Origin of the sequence: Lactococcus sp. S64, from assembly GCF_016516525.1 — a bacterium.
Lineage (GTDB): Bacteria > Bacillota > Bacilli > Lactobacillales > Streptococcaceae > Lactococcus > Lactococcus lactis.
This window is the reverse complement of sequence record NZ_JACVUQ010000012.1, coordinates 18116-40134: the sequence shown is the minus strand read 5'-3', so window position 1 is coordinate 40134 and position 22019 is coordinate 18116. Positions and strand designations below refer to the sequence as shown.

At 34.5% G+C, this 22019-nt stretch carries 15 protein-coding genes; 12 read left to right on the top strand and 3 right to left on the bottom strand.

Features of this window, described 5'->3' with window-relative positions; all coding sequences use genetic code 11:
- Window positions 1-80 precede the first annotated feature (80 nt).
- Window positions 81-1724: an AAA family ATPase gene (locus IAE51_RS10895; protein WP_200095414.1), complete on the top strand. Its 1644-nt coding sequence runs from the start codon at window positions 81-83 to the stop codon at window positions 1722-1724.
- Window positions 1725-2837 (top strand): hypothetical protein, encoded by a 1113-nt coding sequence (locus tag IAE51_RS10890; RefSeq protein WP_200095412.1) that lies wholly within the window; start codon window positions 1725-1727, stop codon window positions 2835-2837.
- A gap of 222 nt (window positions 2838-3059) precedes the next feature.
- On the opposite strand, the gene IAE51_RS10885 is transcribed toward IAE51_RS10890, so the two are convergent.
- From IAE51_RS10885 to IAE51_RS10875, 3 genes are all read right to left on the bottom strand, one after another.
- On the bottom strand, window positions 3060-3917 hold the full coding sequence (locus tag IAE51_RS10885) for a sugar ABC transporter permease (protein ID WP_003130377.1): 858 nt from the start codon (window positions 3915-3917) through the stop codon (window positions 3060-3062).
- 3 nt (window positions 3918-3920) lie between these two features.
- A complete protein-coding gene (locus IAE51_RS10880) occupies window positions 3921-5279 on the bottom strand; it encodes a carbohydrate ABC transporter permease (protein WP_200095410.1) in 1359 nt (452 codons plus the stop codon).
- A 71-nt stretch (window positions 5280-5350) separates the two neighbouring features.
- Window positions 5351-6580 carry an extracellular solute-binding protein gene (locus tag IAE51_RS10875; protein ID WP_012898275.1) on the bottom strand — a complete coding sequence of 410 codons (1230 nt, stop codon included), beginning with the start codon at window positions 6578-6580 and terminating at the stop codon, window positions 5351-5353.
- A 367-nt stretch (window positions 6581-6947) separates the two neighbouring features.
- On the opposite strand from IAE51_RS10875, the gene IAE51_RS10870 reads away from it, so the two are divergent.
- From IAE51_RS10870 to IAE51_RS10825, 10 genes are all read left to right on the top strand, one after another.
- Window positions 6948-8702 (top strand): glycoside hydrolase family 13 protein, encoded by a 1755-nt coding sequence (locus IAE51_RS10870; protein WP_200095408.1) that lies wholly within the window; start codon window positions 6948-6950, stop codon window positions 8700-8702.
- Between the two features lie 236 nt (window positions 8703-8938).
- Complete coding sequence (locus IAE51_RS10865; RefSeq protein WP_200095438.1) at window positions 8939-10534, top strand: alpha-glucosidase; 1596 nt, start codon at window positions 8939-8941, stop codon at window positions 10532-10534.
- 26 nt (window positions 10535-10560) lie between these two features.
- Window positions 10561-11166, top strand: coding sequence for a sugar O-acetyltransferase (locus IAE51_RS10860; RefSeq protein WP_032941364.1), 606 nt, complete (start codon window positions 10561-10563; stop codon window positions 11164-11166).
- Window positions 11156-12733 carry an alpha-amylase family glycosyl hydrolase gene (locus IAE51_RS10855; protein WP_200095406.1) on the top strand — a complete coding sequence of 526 codons (1578 nt, stop codon included), beginning with the start codon at window positions 11156-11158 and terminating at the stop codon, window positions 12731-12733. Before IAE51_RS10860 ends, IAE51_RS10855 begins: the two co-directional genes overlap by 11 nt.
- A gap of 38 nt (window positions 12734-12771) precedes the next feature.
- On the top strand, window positions 12772-14409 hold the full coding sequence (locus tag IAE51_RS10850) for an alpha-glucosidase (RefSeq protein ID WP_052230928.1): 1638 nt from the start codon (window positions 12772-12774) through the stop codon (window positions 14407-14409).
- 22 nt (window positions 14410-14431) lie between these two features.
- Window positions 14432-16687 (top strand): glycoside hydrolase family 65 protein, encoded by a 2256-nt coding sequence (locus IAE51_RS10845; protein ID WP_012898269.1) that lies wholly within the window; start codon window positions 14432-14434, stop codon window positions 16685-16687.
- Between the two features lie 152 nt (window positions 16688-16839).
- Entirely contained in the window at window positions 16840-17814 is a 975-nt protein-coding gene (locus IAE51_RS10840; RefSeq protein ID WP_058206283.1) for a LacI family DNA-binding transcriptional regulator, read from the top strand.
- A gap of 177 nt (window positions 17815-17991) precedes the next feature.
- Complete coding sequence (locus IAE51_RS10835; protein ID WP_021722129.1) at window positions 17992-18660, top strand: response regulator transcription factor; 669 nt, start codon at window positions 17992-17994, stop codon at window positions 18658-18660.
- A gap of 92 nt (window positions 18661-18752) precedes the next feature.
- Complete coding sequence (locus IAE51_RS10830) at window positions 18753-20123, top strand: cell wall metabolism sensor histidine kinase WalK (protein WP_003130363.1); 1371 nt, start codon at window positions 18753-18755, stop codon at window positions 20121-20123.
- Window positions 20124-20270: 147 nt separating this feature from the next.
- Window positions 20271-22013, top strand: coding sequence for a 1-deoxy-D-xylulose-5-phosphate synthase (locus tag IAE51_RS10825; RefSeq protein WP_200095404.1), 1743 nt, complete (start codon window positions 20271-20273; stop codon window positions 22011-22013).
- Window positions 22014-22019 lie beyond the last annotated feature (6 nt).

Genomic DNA, 22019 nt, shown 5'->3' with positions numbered 1-22019 from the left:
TTGTAATCAACCATATTATTACTATCATTTTTGTTAAAAATAAATTAAAATATACTTATCAAGTTATAGGAGATGAATTTATGGAATCAATACAATTTGAAAATTTAAGGGCAATAAAAGATTCAGGAGAAATAAAGTTAAGTAATTTGAATCTTTTTTTGGGAGCTAATAGTACGGGTAAGAGTACTATCCTTCGCTTCTTTCCATTAGTAAGGCAGACTCTATTCAGAAACAATGATACCCCTCTACTTTGGTATGATCCTGAAGGAGTTGATTTTGGGAGTTTTAAAGAGAGTGTGCACTCGAAAAACGAAAAAGAAGTTTTATCATATTCTTTTTCGTTTAAAGATGTCGATATAAATTTAAATAATTCAAATGTGCTTTTGGATGTATTACGTTTTCATGTAGGTGAGAAAAAACTTATGAAATCAAATAATATTTATAAGTACTTTGCTTTTTTTATTGATGATAACGAGAAAAAACAAAAAAATAAAATCTCTGATATTTCTATTAAAATTTCAATTAATAAGGATAAGTACAAAAAAGTATCTGTTAAACTGGATAATAAAAAAATTGAATTTAATTTTGATGAATCAAGTATTAAAATAGATGGTAGAGAAATTCTTTTCTTTGATGACTTGACATTAGAGGGAATAAATCAGACTAATAAAATAATTCCTGAGATATTTACTGATGAAAGTAAAAAAAATAATTCTAAAAATCGGCATAAACACTTACAAAAGATTGTGGATGATCATCTAGGAAAGAAACTTTTTGAAAATATCAATCCATCAATATCTATTGATAAGTTGGCTCAATTTTTTAGTACTTTGAAATATTATGGAACTAGAAAAGAATTTGAAGCTTATATTTTAGAAAAAAAATTTCCAAAGACTATATTAGCAACTTTTAAAAAGAATATAGATTACATTTACGATGACTACACTATTCTTACTGCACTATTCACAATGAATAAAATTAATGAAAACTTAGATACTTTGTTTTCACAAATTTCTTATATAGCACCTGTTAGAGCCACTGCCGAGAGATATTATAGAATACAAGGACTTTCAGTACTTGATGTTGATTCTACAGGTACCAATGTGCCGATGATTTTACATAGCATGTCTGCAAAACAGAAATCTTCTTGGAAGAAATGGACAAAAGAAACTTTCAATATTGAATTTGAAACTTTTCAAAATGGAGGCCATATTGGTATAAATGTACACAGTTTAGAAGAAAATAAATACAATTTAGCAGATACAGGGTTTGGTTACTCTCAAATCTTACCAGTTTTATTGGTTATCTGGAAACAAATTAATAACAAGGGAAAATATAAAAGTAGAAGAGGAATGCCTAAGGATTACTACGGCAAGATGGAATCCCCCAAAAATTTGATAGTAATTGAACAACCTGAACTTCACTTACATCCTGCAATGCAGGCACAATTTGCAGACTTACTAATTTCAATTATTTCAAATTATCCCGAAATACAGTTCATTATTGAGACACATAGCATTGTAATTATGAATCGTATTGGTCAACATATTGAAAAAAATAACTTAGAAGAAAACTCTAAAAATTTAGAGGATAAGATTAATATATTTTTGGTAAATCCAATAAGTAATAATGATACGGATAAAAATATAACTCCGACTTCCTATGATCATGAAGGTATAATTAAAGAATGGCCAGTGGGATTTCTTTCTGGAGGAATATTATAAATGTATCTGGAACTTAGTAACGAATTAATAGAGGAAATAATATCAAAAAAAAATGAAAATACATTAAATAATTTCTTCAATGTACTAGATAGTTATGCACAAGGAAATCATATTGTTGCTTTAGAAAATAGAAAATATAGTACAGAGTTAGAAGACTACTTCAAATCGAACGCTTCCTTAGAAAATATATTTTATCATGTTTACCAAAATCATCAAGACAACATAACTCTGAGAAAAAGTTTGCAAGTTTATGTGAGAGTGGGAAACTCGGAGAGTAAATTTTCACAACATATTGAAAAAAATTGTGTAAAAATATTTGATGTTCCCATAGTATATTTTGATAATCAACTTTTAAATACATCATTGGTCACAGAGAATACGGTAGATGGTTATTTTTATAAAGGTCTAGTAGATAGAATGATGGAAGAAAATAAATTCGGATTACCTCAAAATATAGTTTTGAATTGTTCAAATGATGCAGGTGGTGGAAATCAAATTGGTCCATTTTTTCATAATAAGGCACAAATCGAAAAAAGAATTACATTTTCTATTTGTGATAGTGATAAAAAGAGTATCAGTTCAAAAATTGGTGAAACTGCTGAGGTAATTTCAAGCGTGAACAAAAGAATCAACCACAATCGTATTTGTGACCTCATTATTCTTAAAGTTAGGGAAAAAGAAAATCTTATTCCTCCATCGTGTTATTGTCAGCATTCTAATTATAAAAATTTCGAGGGATTATTTTTATTAGAGAGTATTGAAAATCACGAATCATTAGGAGCGGAGATACAATATCTGAAAATTTCAGCAGAAACTGATGATACTACAAAGTTTTTTAAAAAACAATTTTCTAGGTCTATACTAGCTAATAAATATAATATTGGTAAATCTGGAGTTTCCACTGTTTCAAAGGAATTCATTTATACTTCAAAATATTTAAAATCAATAAACCAAAACTTTAAAAAAAACTCTGAGGGAGCGAGACACTATCAGGAGCAATATAATTTGTTTTTTGAAAAAATTTCACCGGATTTACTTAAAGAATATATGAGAATAGCCATACAATTAATTTCTTGGACATGCTCGTTTCCAAAATTGAGACTTGCAAATTAGTAGTATTACTTAATACTAAAAATATTTGGTAATTAGTTATTTATAGTATTAATAAAAAATAAACGAGACACTTTCTTCAAAAATTTCTAAAATAAGTAGAAACACTTGGCTTTGTTATTGTAGAGTAAAGTTGAATTATTCAAATGATTTTGCATAGTAATAGAAAAAACAGACTCTTAAGAATCTGTTTTTTATTTATCGAATTTTATGAAAAAGTATTTTTTATCCTTTATCCGCACCAGCTGTAATTCCGTTGACATAGAATTTTTGCATAACTATAAATAAGATTGTAATAGGCACTGCAATCAGTACGCTACCTGCGATAAACTGATAGAGGTTTGTAGCACTTGAACCTTTTGAATTTGTCATCATATTTTGCAATCCGTAGGCCACTGTACGAATTTTGGGATCTCCACCACCTAAGATGTAACTTGAGAACATGAAATCAAGCCATGGTCCGATGAATGCCATTAAAGATGTGTATACAATCATTGGACGAGAAAGAGGAAGTGTAATATGAATAAAAGTTTGCCAGCGAGTTGCACCGTCAATTGTTGCGGCTTCGTCAATAGAGCGAGGGATGGTATCTAAGAAACCCTTGAACACGTAGAAACCTAATCCAGAACCACCTACATAGACCAGTGCCATTCCCCAAATATTAAGCATATTAATAGATTTAAGAATTGAATACATTGCAATCATTCCCATGATTCCTGGGAACATGCCAATAATCAATGCGAATTGTAAAAATGGTTTTCTGAATTTAAAACGTAAACGTGAAAGTGCGTACGACATAATTGTTGTGATAAAAGTATTCGCCACCGCACATATTACTGCTAAAATAAAAGTATTTAAAAGCCAATGCGCATAAGGATATTGAGAATTATTAAAGATACCTATATAATTTTCCAAAGTCCAGTTTTGTGGAAATAAAGATTGAACGAAACCTGTATTATTATTCTTAGCAAAACTTGTTAAAATCATCCATATGACAGGGAATATCCAAAGGAGAGCTAAGATAACTAATAAAAGGTAACGGAATGTTAGAGAAAGTTTTCTCTGAGTTTTATAAGATTTCACTAATTAGCCCTCCTTAAATGCATTAGTTCTACGATATAGAGCGAGTGATGCAGTTGCTGTGATAACAAATATTATGATACCAATAGCAGAAGCAAGAGCGTAATTTCTTGTAGATTGTGTAGTAAGTTTATAGAGCCAAGTAATTAATAAATCGGTTGTTCCTGCTTGAGCATTTGCCAAGTTATTGTCTGTATTTGGTCCACCTCCTGTAAGAAGATAAATAACGTTGAAATTATTGAAATTACCAATAAATTGTTGGATCAATGTTGGGGTCAAAACAAATAATATTTGTGGGAATGTAATTGATTTAAACACTTGGAAAGTGTTAGCTCCATCAATTTTTGCTGCTTCAATTTGATCTTGCGATAAATTTTGAATGATAGCAGTTGAAACTAACATTGTTACTGGAATACCAATCCACATGTTTACACCAATAACTGAAATTTTAGCCAAGATTGGGTCAGATAAAAATTGAATTGGCCCTTTAATCCAGTGGGCATTTTGTAAAACGCTATTAATAGGTCCATGGTCATCTAAGAACATTCCCATTAAAAGCAAAGAAACAAATTGAGGAACGGCAAACACTACAACAAATATAGTTCTCCAAAAACCTTTAAATTTAACTCCATTGGATTCTATTAGCAAGGCTAATAGAACACCACCAAGGAATGTTGTTAAAGTTGCAGCAACAGCCCAAATAATGGTCCAAATTAATAGTGGGAAAAAGGCTTTTCCGTAGTCCCCTTGGAAAACTTGAGCAAATGCAGACAATCCAGTCCATGAAAAACCAATTAAATGTTGAGTATCATAGTTTGTAAAGGCTAGAGTAATCATAAAGATTAACGGAGCGACAGTAAAAGCTAAAATTCCAAGAAGTGGAAGAACCATTAATGTAATGTAAAGTTTATCATCTAATAGTGAAGATAAATCTTCCAGCGTTGTTGGAATATGCTTATTGTCACGATTAAGTGCATAGAGGTGACGAAGAGATCTAAGATGAACGATATATAAAAATATAAGTAAACCAATTGCTACTATTGCAAAAACACCAAATAGAAGGTAGAGCATAGAATTATCAGGTAAAAGAGTATTATATACTCCCTCAGAAGCATCCCAGATAACTTTTTTAGTTTTTACTGTACCAAGAGTTCCAAGCATACTGATAGCTTTAAAGCCTGAAAAGAGTAACCACCAAATAATAATGACTTCACTGGCAAGAAGGAGAAGCCCTTTTAGCCATTGTTTATTTTTTAATTGAAAGAGTCCCATCACAAAAAAACTCAGTTTTGCAAAAATATCCCCTTTAGACCAGACTTCTTTATAAGTGGCTTCAGGTGGTAAAGAAGTTTTTTTTCTGAACATATAACTTTGTCCTTTTCTAATAAATAAAGAGATTAGGCTGTGCCCAACCTCTTTAAAAGAGTACTAATGAATTATTTAGTTGCTTTAGAGATAGAATCTTGGAAAGTTTTAAGTTGACTGTCATATTGTGAAGCAGGAGTCTTACCAAGGTATGTATTATTAATCAAAGGAGCAGCTAAATTCCAGAATGTGGCCATTTCAGGCATTTTAGGCATCAAAGTATCTTCAGGCACTTGTTTGATAACAGCTTGGGCAGCTGGGTCTGCGGTAATATCTGAATCAGTTTGCAAACTTTTAGCAACTGGGATTGCATTATTATCTTTATAAAGTTCTTTTTGTGAGTCAGCATTAGAAAGATATTGAGCGAGAGAAGATGCAGCGACTTGATTTTTAGAAGCAGAGTTAACAGCAAGTGTACCTACACCAGAGAAAGCTTGCATTTTCTTTTCGCCAGAGCCGAAATCAATTGTTGGAAGGGTGGTAACACCGTAATTGTCGCCAAGAATTTTCTTAACATTACTTGCATCCCAAGGTCCATCGAGGACAGCAGCTGTTTTACCTGATTTTAAATCAGCTAGCAATGCTTGACCTGATTGGACAACACCTGTGTTAGATTTTTGTTTTGCAAACCAATTCAAGACTTGAAGTCCAGCATCTCCGGCAACGTCAGTACCGTCTAAAGTTTCACCATCTTTACCAAACAATACTGTACCGTTTGAAAGGAAGGCTGGATACCAGTTATAAGAGTTTGTAAAGTCTGTACCGATTGCTTTATCTTGTGTAAATTGAGTCCAACTAGTTGGTGCTTCAGAGAATTTAGCTTTGTTATAGAAGATGATATTTGATTGTTGGTCTTGAGGATAGGCATAATATTTACCTTTCCAAGAAACAGCTTCTCCAGCAACAGAAATGTCATTTTTGTCTACCCATTTTGTTGCATCAGGAGAAAGAGGGTTAATGTAACCTGCTTCAGCCATGGCACCAAGTTGGTCATTAGGAACTTTGAAGACATCCGCTGCTTTTGCTGGATCTTTACCAACGTCAGTTTTGGCATTTGCAGAACCTGTTGGAGATTGATTGACTTTTACTTTAACATCAGGATATTTTTTTTCAAAGCCAGTTACTAGTGTTTTGTAGCTATCAACATTAGCTGGGTCAACCCACAAGGTAACATTACCTTTTACATTGTTTGAGCTAGAAGATGATGATTTGTTAGAACTTGCTGATGAACCGCAAGCTGCGAGGGTTGCGAGGGCGAGTACAGATGCTCCACCAAGAGCAACTTTTTTCCATGATTTCATTTTGTGTTTCCTCCTAATGAAAACGGTTTATTTTATACACTCCTCATTTTACGCAACCGTTTGCTTTTTGTCAAGGAAAAAAATATTACATTTTGATTACTTAGAAATTGGTTTATACCGACTTTTCAGCGTATTCTTTAGAATGAAAAATAAATGTTTTAAAAAATAATATGCGAAAATCGTCGCAAACGGTTGCGTCAATGAAAGCGTTATGATAAAATATGATTAATGTGAGATTTATCTTCTCCAGATGTGGTGGAAATGACACTATCGAAAAGCGACGGAAAAGGTGCTTTTCGCTGTCCTTGAGATTAATTGAAAATAGTTTAAGACAGTACAGCCATCAAAAAAATTTGGAGGTTCTATTATGAACAAAGCTGCAATTTATCATCGTCCTGAGTCGGAATTTGCTTATCTTTATGCAAAAAATCTGATGCATGTTCGTCTGCAAACACAAAAATCTGATGTGGAAAAAGTCGAATTATTTTATGGCGATCCTTATTCGTGGGAAGGGCTTGATAACCCTGAAACACAGTATTGGGCTAGTCAAAAAGTAGAGATGAAAAAGTATCTTTCTACTAATATTAGCGATTATTTTGAGGCCGAAATTACTGTTGCAACGAAACGAGTAGATTACTTATTTGTCATTACAGGCTTGGATGGAGAAAAAGTAATTTACACAGACCAAGGAATGTTTGATTATGATGAGAGCTTGGTGACTAAAAAATATGGGGCTTTCCGTTTGCCTTATTTCCATGAAAGTGATCGTTTTAAAGCACCTGAATGGGTCAAAGAAACGGTTTGGTATCAAATTTTCCCTGAACGTTTTGCCAATGGGGATAAGAGCAATGACCCTGAGAGAACAAAAGCTTGGAATCCACAAGATGTTCCCGACCGTCAAGATTTTTATGGGGGAGATTTGCAAGGGGTGATTGATCATTTGGAACATTTGACTGAACTCGGTGTGAATGGTATTTACTTTACCCCTATTTTTCAAGCTTTTTCTAATCATAAATATGATACAGAAGATTATATGGAAATTGATAAGCAATTTGGGGATAAGGAATTGTTTAAAACTTTGGTGAAAGAAGCACATGCGCGTGGTATTAAAGTCATGTTAGATGCGGTCTTTAATCACATCGGAGATACGTCTGCTCAATGGCAAGATGTATTGAAAAATCAAGAAAAATCAAAATTTGCGGATTGGTTCCATGTTAATAGTTGGCCAGCAACTTATACTCCGACTGATGATTTTGAAAATGCTGAAAATGCAACTTATGATACTTTTGCCTTTACTCCACACATGCCAAAACTGAATACGGCTAACCCAGAGGTTGAAGCTTATCTTTTGAAAGTAGCTGATTATTGGATTTCTGAGTTTGATATTGATGCTTGGCGTTTGGATGTGGCGGATGAAGTGGATCACACTTTCTGGAAAAAATTCCGCACAACTTGTGACGCGGCAAAAGATGATTTTTATATTTTAGGTGAGGTTTGGCATTCTGCACAACCTTGGTTAGTTGGCGATGAGTTTTCTGCCGTTATGAACTATGCTTATACCGATGCGATCAAAGATGGTTTGATTACGAAGAAAATTTCTTTGGAACAAATGGTTTCTAATATTAATACGCAGCTGACATTATACCGTAAGCAAGTGAATCAAATGATGTTTAATGTTTTAGATTCTCATGATACACCCAGAATTTTGACTGTTGCAAAAAATAATAAAAATTTGATGAAATTGGTTGAGACGTTCACCTTCATGCAACCAGGTGTGCCTTGTATTTATTATGGGGATGAGTATGCGGTGACAGGTGGGATGGACCCTGAGTGTCGTAAGGTGATGCCTTGGGAAGAAAAAGATCAAGATTTAGAGATGTTTGAATTCTTTAAAAATCTGATTGCTTTACGCAAACAATATCAAGGAATTTTAAGTGATTCAGAAGTAGAATGGAAAATCGTAGATTCAGAAAATGGCATTGTGAAATTTGAACGTGGAACTTTGAAAGCTATTTTCAATATTGGCGAAAAACCGGCTTATTTTTCAGCTGATGAAGTGGTTTTCTCTAATTTGGTTGATCAAAATAATATTTTACAATATGGTTTTGTAATCTATAAATAGAAAATGGATTCTGTCAGTTCACTGTGACCGAGGGAGTCATTGAATCGGTAAATAAAGAAACTATCGGCTTTGCTGATAGTTTTGTCAGTAAAAATTGCTGACAGAATCTTTGGTTTAGTGAGTATTTTACTGACGGGATTAACTTATAAAGCTGTCAGTAAAATTTTAATTGAGTTCGCCCTCCTATATCCTAGGAAAATAGGAGAATGAACTCACATCTTAATGGAGTAGTTAATATGAAAGAAAATTGGTGGCAAAAAACAGTCGTTTATCAGATTTATCCGCGTTCTTTTATGGATGCTAATGGTGATGGTGTTGGTGATTTGCAAGGAATTATCTCTAAATTAGATTATCTTGAAAAACTTGGGATTGGTGCAATTTGGTTGAGTCCAGTTTATCAATCGCCAATGGATGATAATGGTTATGATATTTCTGATTATCAAGCAATTGCTGATGTTTTTGGAACGATGGCGGATATGGATGAATTGCTCAAGGAAGCTAAAAAGCGAAATATTCAAATTGTTATGGATTTGGTAGTTAATCATACTTCTGATGAACATAAATGGTTTGTGGAAGCTAGAAAATCAAAAGATAATGCTTATCGTGATTATTATATTTGGGCTGATGAACCTAATGGTTTGCAATCTACCTTTTCTGGTTCTGCTTGGGAATTTGATGAGGAATCGGGCCGATATTTCCTTCATCTTTTTAGCAAGCGTCAGCCAGACTTAAACTGGGAAAATCCTCAGGTTCATCAAGAAGTTTATGACATGATGAATTTCTGGATTGATAAGGGAATCGGCGGTTTTCGCATGGATGTGATTGATTTGATTGGGAAAGAAATTGACCAAGAAATCACAGGAAATGGGCCTAAATTACATGAGTATTTGCATGAAATGAATCAGGCAACTTTTGGTCAGAAAAATTTGCTGACCGTAGGTGAAACTTGGGGAGCAACACCAGAGATTGCGGAACTTTATTCTGACCCTAAACGTCAAGAATTATCAATGGTTTTCCAATTTGAACACATCACAAATGCTTATCTTGATGAGGGCGAAAAATGGGATAAAAAGGAATTTTCAGTTTCAAAACTTAAAGAAATTTTAGCCAAATGGCAAGCTTTAGAAAAAGGTTGGAATTCACTTTTTTGGAATAATCATGATTTACCACGGATTGTCTCAAATTGGGGAAATGATGGAAAATATCGTTTGAAATCAGCTAAAGCTTTTGCGATTTTATTACATTTGATGAAAGGAACGCCTTATATTTATCAAGGTGAAGAGCTTGGAATGACGAATTATCCTTTTGAATCAATTGAAGAAGTCAATGATATCGAGTCACGGAATATGTTTGCTGAACGCTTAGCTGCTGGTCATTCTGAAAATGAAATCATGGATTCAATTCGTCGTGTTGGTCGTGATAATGCAAGAACACCGATGCAATGGACGGCTGGAGAAAATGCAGGTTTTACTGATGGAAAACCTTGGCTCGCTGTCAATTCTAATCATGAAGAAATTAATGCTGACCAAGCCATGAGTGATCCTGATTCTGTTTTTTATACTTATCAAAAGTTGATTGAACTTCGTAAACAACATGATTGGGTCATTTATGGGGACTTCAAGTTGATTGATTCTGAGGCTGATGTTTTTGCATATTTGCGGACTTATAAGGGCAAGAAATATTTGGTCGTTGCCAATTTATCTGATGAAGAAAATCAATTTAAAACAGGATTTGTCTGTCGTGACTTATTGATTCACAATGAAAATTTCCTGCCTGAACTTTCTCAGATTAAATTAAAAGCTTGGGAAGCCTTTGCTTGCGAAGTGGAATAGTTAAAGCGCAAAAGGGTGAGGTGAAAATGAGCGAATTTAAAAGAATGGTTGCTGGCGAACTCTATAAAGCAAGTAAAGTTGAACCAGAATACAAACCTGATAATAATCGAGCATTAAATCAAGAAATTAACCAACTCAATCTACTTGATACAGAAAAAATTGTGGCACTTGAAAAAGAACTTTTTGGTCAAACTGGTGATGAGTTATTTGTAAATCCACCGCTTTACATCGACTATGGTAAAAATACAAGAATTGGTCAGCGCTTTTATGCCAATATGGACTGTATTTTTCTGGATGTTGCACCGATTACGATTGGCGATGATGTGATGTTTGGACCTCGCGTCAGTCTGATTACGGCTTCTCATCCAATTGATGCCGGAGTTCGACAGCGTGGACTAGAATATGGAAAAGCGATTACGATTGGTAATCGAGTTTGGCTCGGTGCAGGAGTAATTGTTAATCCGGGCGTTACGATTGGCGAAAATACAATTGTGGGTTCGGGAACGGTAGTGACAAAAAATTTGCCAGCAAATGTGATTGCAGTAGGTAATCCAGCACGAATTCTCCGCGAAATTACTGATTCTGACCGACTTTACTGGGAAGAAAAAGAGAACGAATATTATGAAAAATAAGCTTTTACTTCTGTCAGTAACTTTACTGACGACGTGTGCTTTAAGTGCTTGTCAAAAAGCAAATTCAAAAGATTCATCAGTAAAAAAAGCGGCTGTCAGCCAAAAGGTTGATAGAAGTTTGTATCGGAATTTTTATGAAATATTTACGAGTTCATTTGCCGATTCAAATCATGATGGCGAAGGTGATTTAAATGGGGTCACGCAACATTTAGACTACTTGAATACTGGAAAATCCAATTCTACAACGGATTTGAAAGTGCAAGGACTTTGGATGACACCGATTTTTGCTAGTCCTAGTTATCATGGCTATGATGTCACTAATTACGAAAAAATTAATCCTAAATTTGGGACAATGGCTGATTTTGAAAATCTGATTGCTCAAGCTAAAAAACGAGGAATTGCTGTGATTTTAGATATGCCATTTAACCACACGGCGACTGATAATGTTTGGTTTCAAAAAGCACTAGCTGGCGACAAAAAATATGTGGCTTATTATAATTGGTCAGATACAGCAAAAGAGGGTTATAGTTTAGCCAGCAACGGCAAATACTATGAGTCAGAGTTTGATAAATCCATGCCAGACCTCAATCTTGCCAATCCTGAGGTCAAAAAAGAAATTGCAAAAATTACGAAATTTTGGTTAGACAAAGGTGTTTCTGGTTTTCGTTTGGACGCTGTCGGTTTTTATTTCTCAAATGATGACAAAAAAACGACGGCCTTTACCAAATGGCTGACAGACACGGTCAAAAAGCAAAATCCAAAAGCCTATTTAGTGGGTGAAGTTTTTTCAACGGCTTCGGCAATTGATGATATTTATCCATCAGGTATTGATTCATTATTTGACTTTCCGAATGCTTTGCAATCGAGTTCAAGTCCAATTAATTCAGCTTTAGTCTTAGGTGAAGGCTCTTTATTTGGTCAACAAATTGAAGCATGGGACCAAGAAATTCATGCGGATAACCCGAAAGCCATTGACGCTCCTTTCTTGAGTAATCATGACACAGACCGATCTGCAACCCTTTTAAGTTCTTTATCCATGCAGAAAATGGCTGCTCAAACTTATCTTTTGATGCCGGGAAATCCATTTATTTACTACGGTGAGGAATTGGGGCTGACCGGTTCTGGCATTGACCAAAATAAACGTTTGCCAATGCCGTGGAATGCTGCCGGGACAGATTCTCCCAAAGCAGACATTTCTGTGCCAGGTACGACAGAAATTGCCACAACTGACGGAGGCTCAGTAGCTCAACAAGAAGCCAATCCGAACTCACTGCTCAATTGGTACAAAAAAATTTTACGGGTCAAAGCAAAATATCCTGAAATTGCGACTGACAGATTGAAAAATATTTCTGTCAGTGAAGAGAGCTTGTCTGTCATTAATTATGGAAAGGATTTGACTATTATCAATAATTTTTCCGATACAGAAAATGTGACAATGAAACTCCCAAAAAGCGTTGTTGGGACAAAAATCACTGACCAACTTTCTGTCAGTAGTTCTCAAGCAAAATTAACTGATGGAAAATTGACAATTCCAGCTTACAGCACCGTTATTTTGAAAAAAAAATAAGTTCAGTTTAGGGACTTTAAAAATGAAAATGTAAAACTATGAAAAAAATAAAAACAAATGATTTTCACAAGATGGTAGGTTATCAGATTTATCCAAAATCTTTCAAAGATACCAATGGAGATGGCATTGGCGACATCAATGGCATCATTGAAAAAATTCCTTATCTACGTGAATTGGGGATTGATTTTATCTGGATAAATCCAATTTACAAGAGTCCACAAGTTGACGGGGGCTATGATATTTCTGATTATCAAGTCATTGATGAAATGTTTGGCTCACTTGAAGATTTTAAAAAATTACTAGATAAAGCGCATGAAAATGGCTTGAAAGTCATCATGGATTTGGTAGTCAATCATACATCAGACCAACATCCTTGGTTTTTAGAAAGTCAAAAATCAAAAGATAATCCTTACCGTGATTATTATTTGTGGGAAGACGCTAGCCCTAACCAAATGCCAAATGATTGGATTTCCTTTTTTGGTGGTTCAACTTGGGCTTATGATGAAAAAACAAAACAAGCTTATTTTCACGTTTTTGCCAAAGAACAGCCTGATTTAAATTGGAAAAATCCCAAAGTTCGGCAAGAAATTTATGACATGATTCGCTGGTGGTTAGATTTGGGAATAGATGGCTTCAGATTAGATGCGATTTCACACATTCAAAAAATGCCATGGAACTATAAAATTAAATCTTGGAAAGGCGACGGCCCGTGGGTGCCTTTCATGAATGTTGCTGGGATTGAAACATATATGTCAGATTTGAAAGCTATTTTTGATGAATATGGTGCTTTGACTGTTGGGGAAGCTTCAGGGGTTCGCTCCAAGCAAGCGCCCGATTGGACCGATGAAGCTGGCTATATCAATATGATTTTTGAATTAGAGCATAATCTTAGAAAAGCAACTGACAACAGCCAAGGAGATATTTATGGCTATAAAAAAGTCATTATGCGTTGGCAAGAAGATTTGCTTGAACGGGGGTGGAATGCTTTGTATATTGAAAATCATGACCAACCAAGAAGTATTGATACTTTTGGCGATGGTTCAATAGAATCAGCAAAAGCGTTGGCTGTCAGTTATATGCTCTTAAGAGGAACGCCTTTCATATATCAAGGGCAGGAATTTGGGATGACTAATTTTCCATTTACTGACGCAAAGCAATTGCGAGCTGACGAGATTAAAAAGAAATATGAAATGTTAATGACAGAATTGTCAGCAAATCAAGCACTAGCAGAAGTGACCCAAAATAGTCGTGAGCACTCAAGAACACCAATGCAGTGGGACAATTCTAAAAATGCAGGATTTACAAGTGGACAAGCTTGGATGGAAATTAATCCAAATTTTTCTGTTATTAATAGTCAAACTAATCAAGAACTCATTGAACTTTATAAAAAATTGATTGAATTACGGCATCAAGAACCAGCGATTTCAGAGGGTTCAATTAAATTTCATTTTAAAAGACATCCTCAAGTTTTAGTTTATGAACGAGCTGAATTTTTAATTATTGTCAATTTGGCTGACAAAAAAGCTCATTTAGATTTTACAAAAATTGACAGTTTTACTGACAGCTCTGCTGAAAGTTCTGTCATTAATTATCAACAAGTCTTGGGCAGTTCAAATCAAAAATTTCAAGAAAAAATGGTTCTGTCAGCCTGGGAATATCGGGTTTATAAAAAATAGAAGGTGAGAACAAGATAACACTATGAAACAAATCAAAAGAATTATGGGCATTGACCCTTGGAAAATCACATCAAATCAGATTGAAAAAGAAGACCGTCGTTTGCAAGAATCACTTACTTCCATTGGCAATGGCTACATGGGAATGCGCGGAAATTTTAGTGAAACTTATAGTGGCGACAGTCACCAAGGAACTTACATTGCAGGGGTTTGGTTTCCAGATAAAACACGTGTAGGTTGGTGGAAAAATGGTTATCCTGAATATTTTGGTAAAGCAATCAATGCCCTCAATTTTGCTTCTGTCAGAGTTTTTATTGATGACAAAGAAGTTGATTTAGCCGCAAGTCACGTGACTGATTTTAATCTGTCGCTTGATATGGAAAAAGGGGTACTCACCTATACTTATGTAGCTTATGGAGTACGTGTGACTGCCGAAAGATTTTTCTCAATTGCTCAACAAGAACTTGCGGTTTTTGCTTTCATGTTTGAAAGCTTAGATGGTGAAATTCATCAAATCCGTACAGCCTCAATCATTGATGCAAATGTTCGTAATGAAGATTCCAACTACGATGAAAAATTTTGGACAGTAAAAAACCTTGATAATACAGCTACAGGTTCATTTATTGTCACTGAAACAATTCCTAATCCATTTGGAGTTGAACAATTTACGGTAGCAGCTAAACAAAGCTTTGCAGGCGATTTTACTCGAGTTAAGCAAGAAACAAGAGAAAGTTCTGTTTTAGATGTTTACGAAGCAAAATTAATAGAAAATGCACCACTCACCTTTATCAAAAATGTTTTAGTTGTCACAAGTCGTGATATTGAACCCTCGAATTTAACAAAAGTGCTATCAAATTTGACCCTTGAAATTTCTAAGAAAACATATCATGAATTTTATAAAGAACAAGAAATCGCTTGGAAAAAACGTTGGGAAATTGCTGATGTACAAATTGACGGTTCAGCAGAAGCTCAACAAGGGATTCGCTTTAATCTTTTCCAACTTTTCTCTACCTATTACGGCGAAGATGAACGTTTAAATATTGGCCCTAAAGGATTTACTGGAGAAAAATATGGCGGAGCAACTTATTGGGATACAGAAGCCTATGCCGTTCCATTATACTTGGCACTTTCGGATGAAAAAGTTGCTAAAAATCTTTTAAAATATCGTCATAATCAATTGCCACAAGCACAACATAATGCCCGTCAACAAGGACTTAAAGGTGCTTTGTATCCAATGGTTACTTTTACAGGTGTTGAATGTCATAATGAGTGGGAAATTACATTTGAAGAAATTCACCGTAATGGAGCAATGGCTTATGCGATTTATAACTACAGCAACTACACGGGAGATGAAACTTATCTTGCTCATGAAGGTTTAGAAGTTTTGATTGAAATTGCTCGTTTTTGGGCAGACCGTGTGCATTATAGTAAACGAAATGATAAATACATGATTCATGGAGTCACAGGCCCAAATGAGTATGAAAATAATATCAATAACAACTGGTACACTAATAAATTGGCAGCTTGGGTTTTGACTTATACTGCTGAAAGTTTAGCGAAATATCCACGCCCAGATTTAATTGAAGGAGCTGAAATTGCTCACTGGGCAGAAATTGTGGATAAAATGTATTATCCAGAAGATGAAGAATTGGGTATCTTTGTTCAACATGATGGCTATTTAGATAAAGATTTGACTCCAGTGGCTCAACTTGACCCTAAAAATCTTCCATTGAACCAAAATTGGTCTTGGGATCGAGTGTTACGTAGTCCATATATTAAGCAAGCAGATGTGCTTCAAGGAATTTATTTCTTCGGCAATCAATTTTCATTAGCCGAAAAACAACGAAATTTTGATTTTTATGAACCATTAACTGTTCATGAAAGCTCACTTTCTCCATCCATTCATGCGATTTTAGCAGCAGAGCTTGGCATGGAAGACAAGGCTGTTGAAATGTATGAAAGAACAGCTCGTCTTGACTTAGATAATTATAATAACGACACAGAAGATGGACTTCACATCACATCAATGACTGGCTCATGGTTGGCGATTGTTCATGGTTTTGCCCAAATGAAAACCTGGGATGGTCAATTGAGTTTTGCCCCATTTTTACCACAAGCATGGACGGGTTATGCCTTTCACATTAACTATCGCGGACGTTTATTAAAAATTTCTGTTGGTCAAGAAGTGAAACTTGAATTATTACGTGGCCAAGCCTTAAATCTTGAAATTTATGGTGAAAAAATTGAGTTAAGAGATTTTTATGTTACAAAAACAAAGTAATTTGATGTCTTTAAATGACTTTTTTATCAAAAATCTAAAAAATAGTTGAAAATTAATCGAAAATTTGGCAAAATAAAATTTCAGAGTGTCAAATAAAAGAAAAAGAAAGGAGCGCTGAGTTGAGCTGGGTTTAGCTAGTCTCAAGTGAAAATATGGCAGTTACAATTAAAGATGTTGCAAAAAAAGCTGGTGTTAATGCCTCAACGGTCAGTCGGGTCATTAAAGATAGTTCAGAGATTTCAGATAAAACAAAAGTAAAAGTTCGCAAAGCCATGCATGAATTAGGTTATCGAAGGAATGCAGCGGCTCAGATTCTAGCTTCGGGAAAAACCAATACAATTGGTGTTGTTTTCCCGCCAGTGGCTGACAAAGCGAGCCAACCTTTCTTTATGAAAATATTGACCTCAATCAATGAAACAGCTCGTGATTACGATGTTTCAATCGCTATTGCGACGGGGCATTCAGCCAAAGAGTTGAAAAAACAGATTGAACTTCAATATTCAGAAAAGCGAGTTGACGGATTTATCGTGCTTTACGCTGGAAAAAATGATGAAGTTCGCGATTATTTATTAGAAAATAAGGTTCCTTTTGTTTTAGTTGGAACTCCGGCTGAAGGAAAAAATGAAATTACCCATGTGGATAATGATAATATGCTGCTTGGACGCGAGGCTGTTCGTCATTTAGCACAATTAAATCATCAAAATATTTCATTCGTGACCGATACGAAAGAAACAGAAGTTTTTGAAGAACGTTATCAAGGTTTTAAAGATGAATCCGAGAAACTTGGGCTCAATCATGACCTCTTGTTTATGGATGCTAATTTTTCCTTGCGAAATGAAACAGCTCTTGTAGTTATGGATGATGTCTTGTCTTTAAAAGTTGTGGAACGTCTAAGAAGTCAAGGTTTAAATGTTCCAGAAGATGTGAGTTTAATTACTTACAACAACTCTATCTTTGGAGCAATGATTCATCCTTATTTAACAACTTTTGACATTCATATTGAGCAATTAGGGGCAAGCGCAATTAAGAAAATCTTGGATTTACGAGATAAGAAAGAAAATTTGCCAGAAAAATCAATTATCCCTTTTGAATTAATTATTAGAGAATCAACAAAAGCTAGAATTTAAGTTCTAGCTTTTTTAGTTTTGTTTAAGATAAGGTTAAGCCTAGTACAAGACAAAAATATGATAATAGTGTAAAATAATAGAAAGGGATGGGCGCAGTTTTATTGACTTTCCAAGCAATTTAACTAAAAATAATTTATAAATTATGAGCCCTAAAAAAAGTGAAAAGGGATGGATTCAATGATTAAAATTTTATTAGTGGAGGATGATTTATCACTCTCAAAATCTGTTTACGATTTCTTAAAATCATTTGCGCAAGTCAAACAGGTTTATGATGGTGTTGAAGGACTCTATGAGGCAGAATTGGGAATCTATGATTTAATTTTGCTTGATTTAATGCTTCCAGAAAAGAATGGTTTTGAAGTCTTAAAGGAATTACGTGAGCAAAATGTAGATACGCCAGTCTTAATCATGACTGCTAAGGAATCTTTGGATGATAAAATGCACGGATTCGACATTGGAGCAGATGATTATTTAACAAAACCTTTCTATTTAGATGAACTAAAAGCACGTATTCAAGCACTTTTGAAACGGACAGGTAAATTAGAAGATTCAAACGGTTTAACTTATGGAAATATTCGTTTGAATTTATCAAATAAATCAACTTTAGTTGATGATCAACCTGTTGATTTAATCGGAAAAGAATTTGATTTAGTCGTTTATTTAATGCAAAATCAAAATGTTATTTTGCCAAAAGAGCAAATTTTTGACCGGATTTGGGGTTATGACAGTGATACAACAGTAACTGTTGTTGAAGTTTATATGAGTAAAATTCGGAAAAAATTGAAAGATACAGAATTTGTCAATAATCTTTCAACTTTGCGAAATGTTGGCTATATCTTGAGATAAAATTTTACTGACAGCTTATTGTATAGAGATGAAAGTCATCTATAAATTAACAAAAAGTTCTGTCAGTAAATCTATCTAGAAATGAGACCTCTTTGAAGAAAATAATTAAAAAAGTTAAATCTTCAGCTATTGTAAAAAATGATGGGAAAAACTTCCTTCATTTTTTTCTAGCTTTTACAGTCATTTTTGTTGCTTTAGCCGTGATTATTATTCAAGTCATGCAATTAGGAATGTATCGAGCGACTGACCAAAATTTACACAATTTGGCTCAAAACCGAGTCTTTTTGATAGAAGCAGCGAATAATCAATTAGGAATGAATAATTCGCAAGATAGTGGCTATTACGGTCCCAATAATAGTGTAATTTTTTATGATTCAGAGGGTAAAAGTTTCATACCTTCAGCGGGTTCAAATGCAAATATAAGTACAAACTTTGGCATGAGCCTTCTGCAAAAAACAATGAAATTTAACGAAAATCAAATTAACACTATTCAAACTGTTTCTGTAAAAAATCCTTATGGAGATAATTGGCACTATCGTTATCTGACAACATCACAATTTATTATTACAAATACTGATGGAACAGTAACTCCGGTTTATGCACAAATTTTTTCAAATGTTGACCAAATTCAAGATGCCATGAGCCGAGCCATGTGGGTCATTGTGACAACAATGATTACTTTCTGGCTTCTGTCAGTAATTATTAGTCTATATCTTGCAAACTGGACATTAAAACCAATTTTGGCCGCTTATGAAAAACAAAAAGAATTTGTTGAAAATGCTTCACATGAATTGAGAACACCTCTGGCAATCTTGCAAAATCGTCTAGAATTACTTTTCCAAAAGCCAACAGCAACAATTATTGATGAATCAGAAAATATTTCTGAAAGTTTATCAGAAGTTCGTAATATGCGTTTATTAACAAGTAACTTACTGAACTTAGCTCGTCGAGATTCTGGAATCAGAATTGAGCCAGAGGCGACTACGGCAACTTATTTTGAGAATATTTTTAATAGCTATGAAATGCTTGCTGAAAACGCAGGTAAAAAGTTTTCAGGCCATTTGAAATTAGATGGAACGATTAATTTGGACCAAGCTCTGATCAAACAATTGCTAACCATCTTATTTGATAATGCTCTTAAATACACGGGTGATGAGGGTGAAATCTCTGTAGATGTTCAAAAAAATGGGGGATTCTTAGTTTTTGCTGTCGCCGATAATGGTGAAGGAATTTCTGATGAAGATAAGAAAAAAATCTTTGACCGCTTTTTCCGAGTAGATAAAGCAAGAACGCGTCAAAAAGGTGGCTTAGGTTTGGGTCTTTCTCTGGCCAAACAAATTGTTGAAGCTTACAATGGGAAGATTACAGTTGAAGATAATAAACCTAAAGGTACAAAATTCATTGTTAGAATTCGTGTGGATAGCACAATTTCAAATCCTGCAAAAATTTTCCAAAAGTTGTAAAATATGATAGGAAAAAATTACTGACAAATTATGATAAGATAATAGTAACATTCAAATTATGACAATTTTGTCAGTCGATTTACTAGTTTTTAAAGACAATTTCTGTTAGTAAATAACTAAGTAAATCTAAAAAGGAGAAAATCAGAGATGTCAGTGTTAGAAAAAATAGACAGCCCAGCGGATTTAAAAAAAGTATCAAATCAAGAACTAGAAGAATTAGCTTCAGAAATTAGAACAGCAGTTCTTCATAAAGTATCAAACATTGGTGGACACGTTGGCCCAAACTTGGGTGTGACTGAATTAACAATTGCCCTTCATAAAGTTTTCAATTCACCAATTGATAAGTTTATTTGGGATGTTTCTCACCAAACTTATCCACATAAAATTTTAACTGGACGTAAAAATGGATTTACTGATGGACATTTCCATGACATCACACCTTACACCAGTCAAAGAGAATCAGAACACGACTTTTTCACAGTTGGCCATACCTCAACTTCAATTGCTAATGCCTTAGGTTATGCCAAAGCGCGTGATTTGACAAATGACAAAGGCAACATTGTTGCAGTCATTGGTGACGGTTCACTTTCTGGGGGACTTGCTATGGAAGCCCTCAATAATGCCGGAGATTTCAAAGGAAACCTCATTATTTTAGTTAATGATAATCAAATGTCAATTGCTGAAAATCATGGAGGACTTTACCGTAACCTTGCCGAACTTCGGGCGACAAATGGTCAAGCCGAAAATAACTTCTTTAAAACTTTTGGTTTAGATTATAAATATCTTGAAAATGGAAATGATATTGAATCTTTAATTCACTTATTTGAAGAAGTAAAAGATATCAACCATCCAATTGTCCTTCATATTCATACTGAAAAAGGACGTGGTTATCAACCAGCTCTTGAAAATAAAGAAGCTTTTCACTGGCACATGCCTTTCGATTTAGAAACTGGTCAATCAAAAGTGATTGATTCTGGTAAATCTTATAGTTCAGTTATGTTGGATTACATGGATAAAAAGGTTTCAGAAGGCCTACCTCTTGTTGCCATCAATGCAGCAATTCCAGGAATCTTTGGACTGAAACAATTTGCAGCTAAATATCCTGACCGTTATATTGATGCAGGAATTGCTGAGCAATTTACCATTACTTTTGGAGGTGCAATGGCTGCGGCTGGTGCTCGTCCAATTATTTTCCACAATTCTACTTTTGTTCAACGTGCTTATGATCAATTTTGGCATGACTTAGCAATTAATGAAGAACCAGCAATTGTTATTATTAAAGGTGGAGTTATTTCAGGTTCAGATGAAACACACCAAGGCTCATCAGCCATGACTTGGATTTCAAACATTCCAAATATCAAATATCTTGCTCCAACTTCTGAAGAAGAATTTATTTCAATTCTTGATTGGGCCCTTGCTCAACATGAAGAACCAGTTGTGATTCAAATGCCAGAACACGGCTTAGAATCACGTCCGACGGTTCTCACAGATTATTCAACCCCTTCATATCAAATGACAAAATCAGGCGAAAAAGTTGCCCTCTTGGCACTTGGTGGCCTTTATTCACATGGTGAAAAAGTAGCTAAAGTTTTGGCTGAAAATGGAATTAATGCAACCCTAATAAATCCACTTTTCATCAACGATTTGGACCAAGCTTTCCTTGAAAACTTAGTTGAAAATCATCAAGTTATTGCGACGATCGAAGATGGAATTCTTGACGGAGGATTTGGTCAAAAAGTTGCTTCCTTCCTTGGTAAGTATGATGTTAAAGTTTTGAACTTTGGTGCGAAACGTGAATTTAATGATTCTGTTCCAGTGACAGAACTTTATAATCGTTATCATTTGACACCAGAACTTATGGTTGCTGATATTCTTAGTCTTTTGAAATAAAAATTT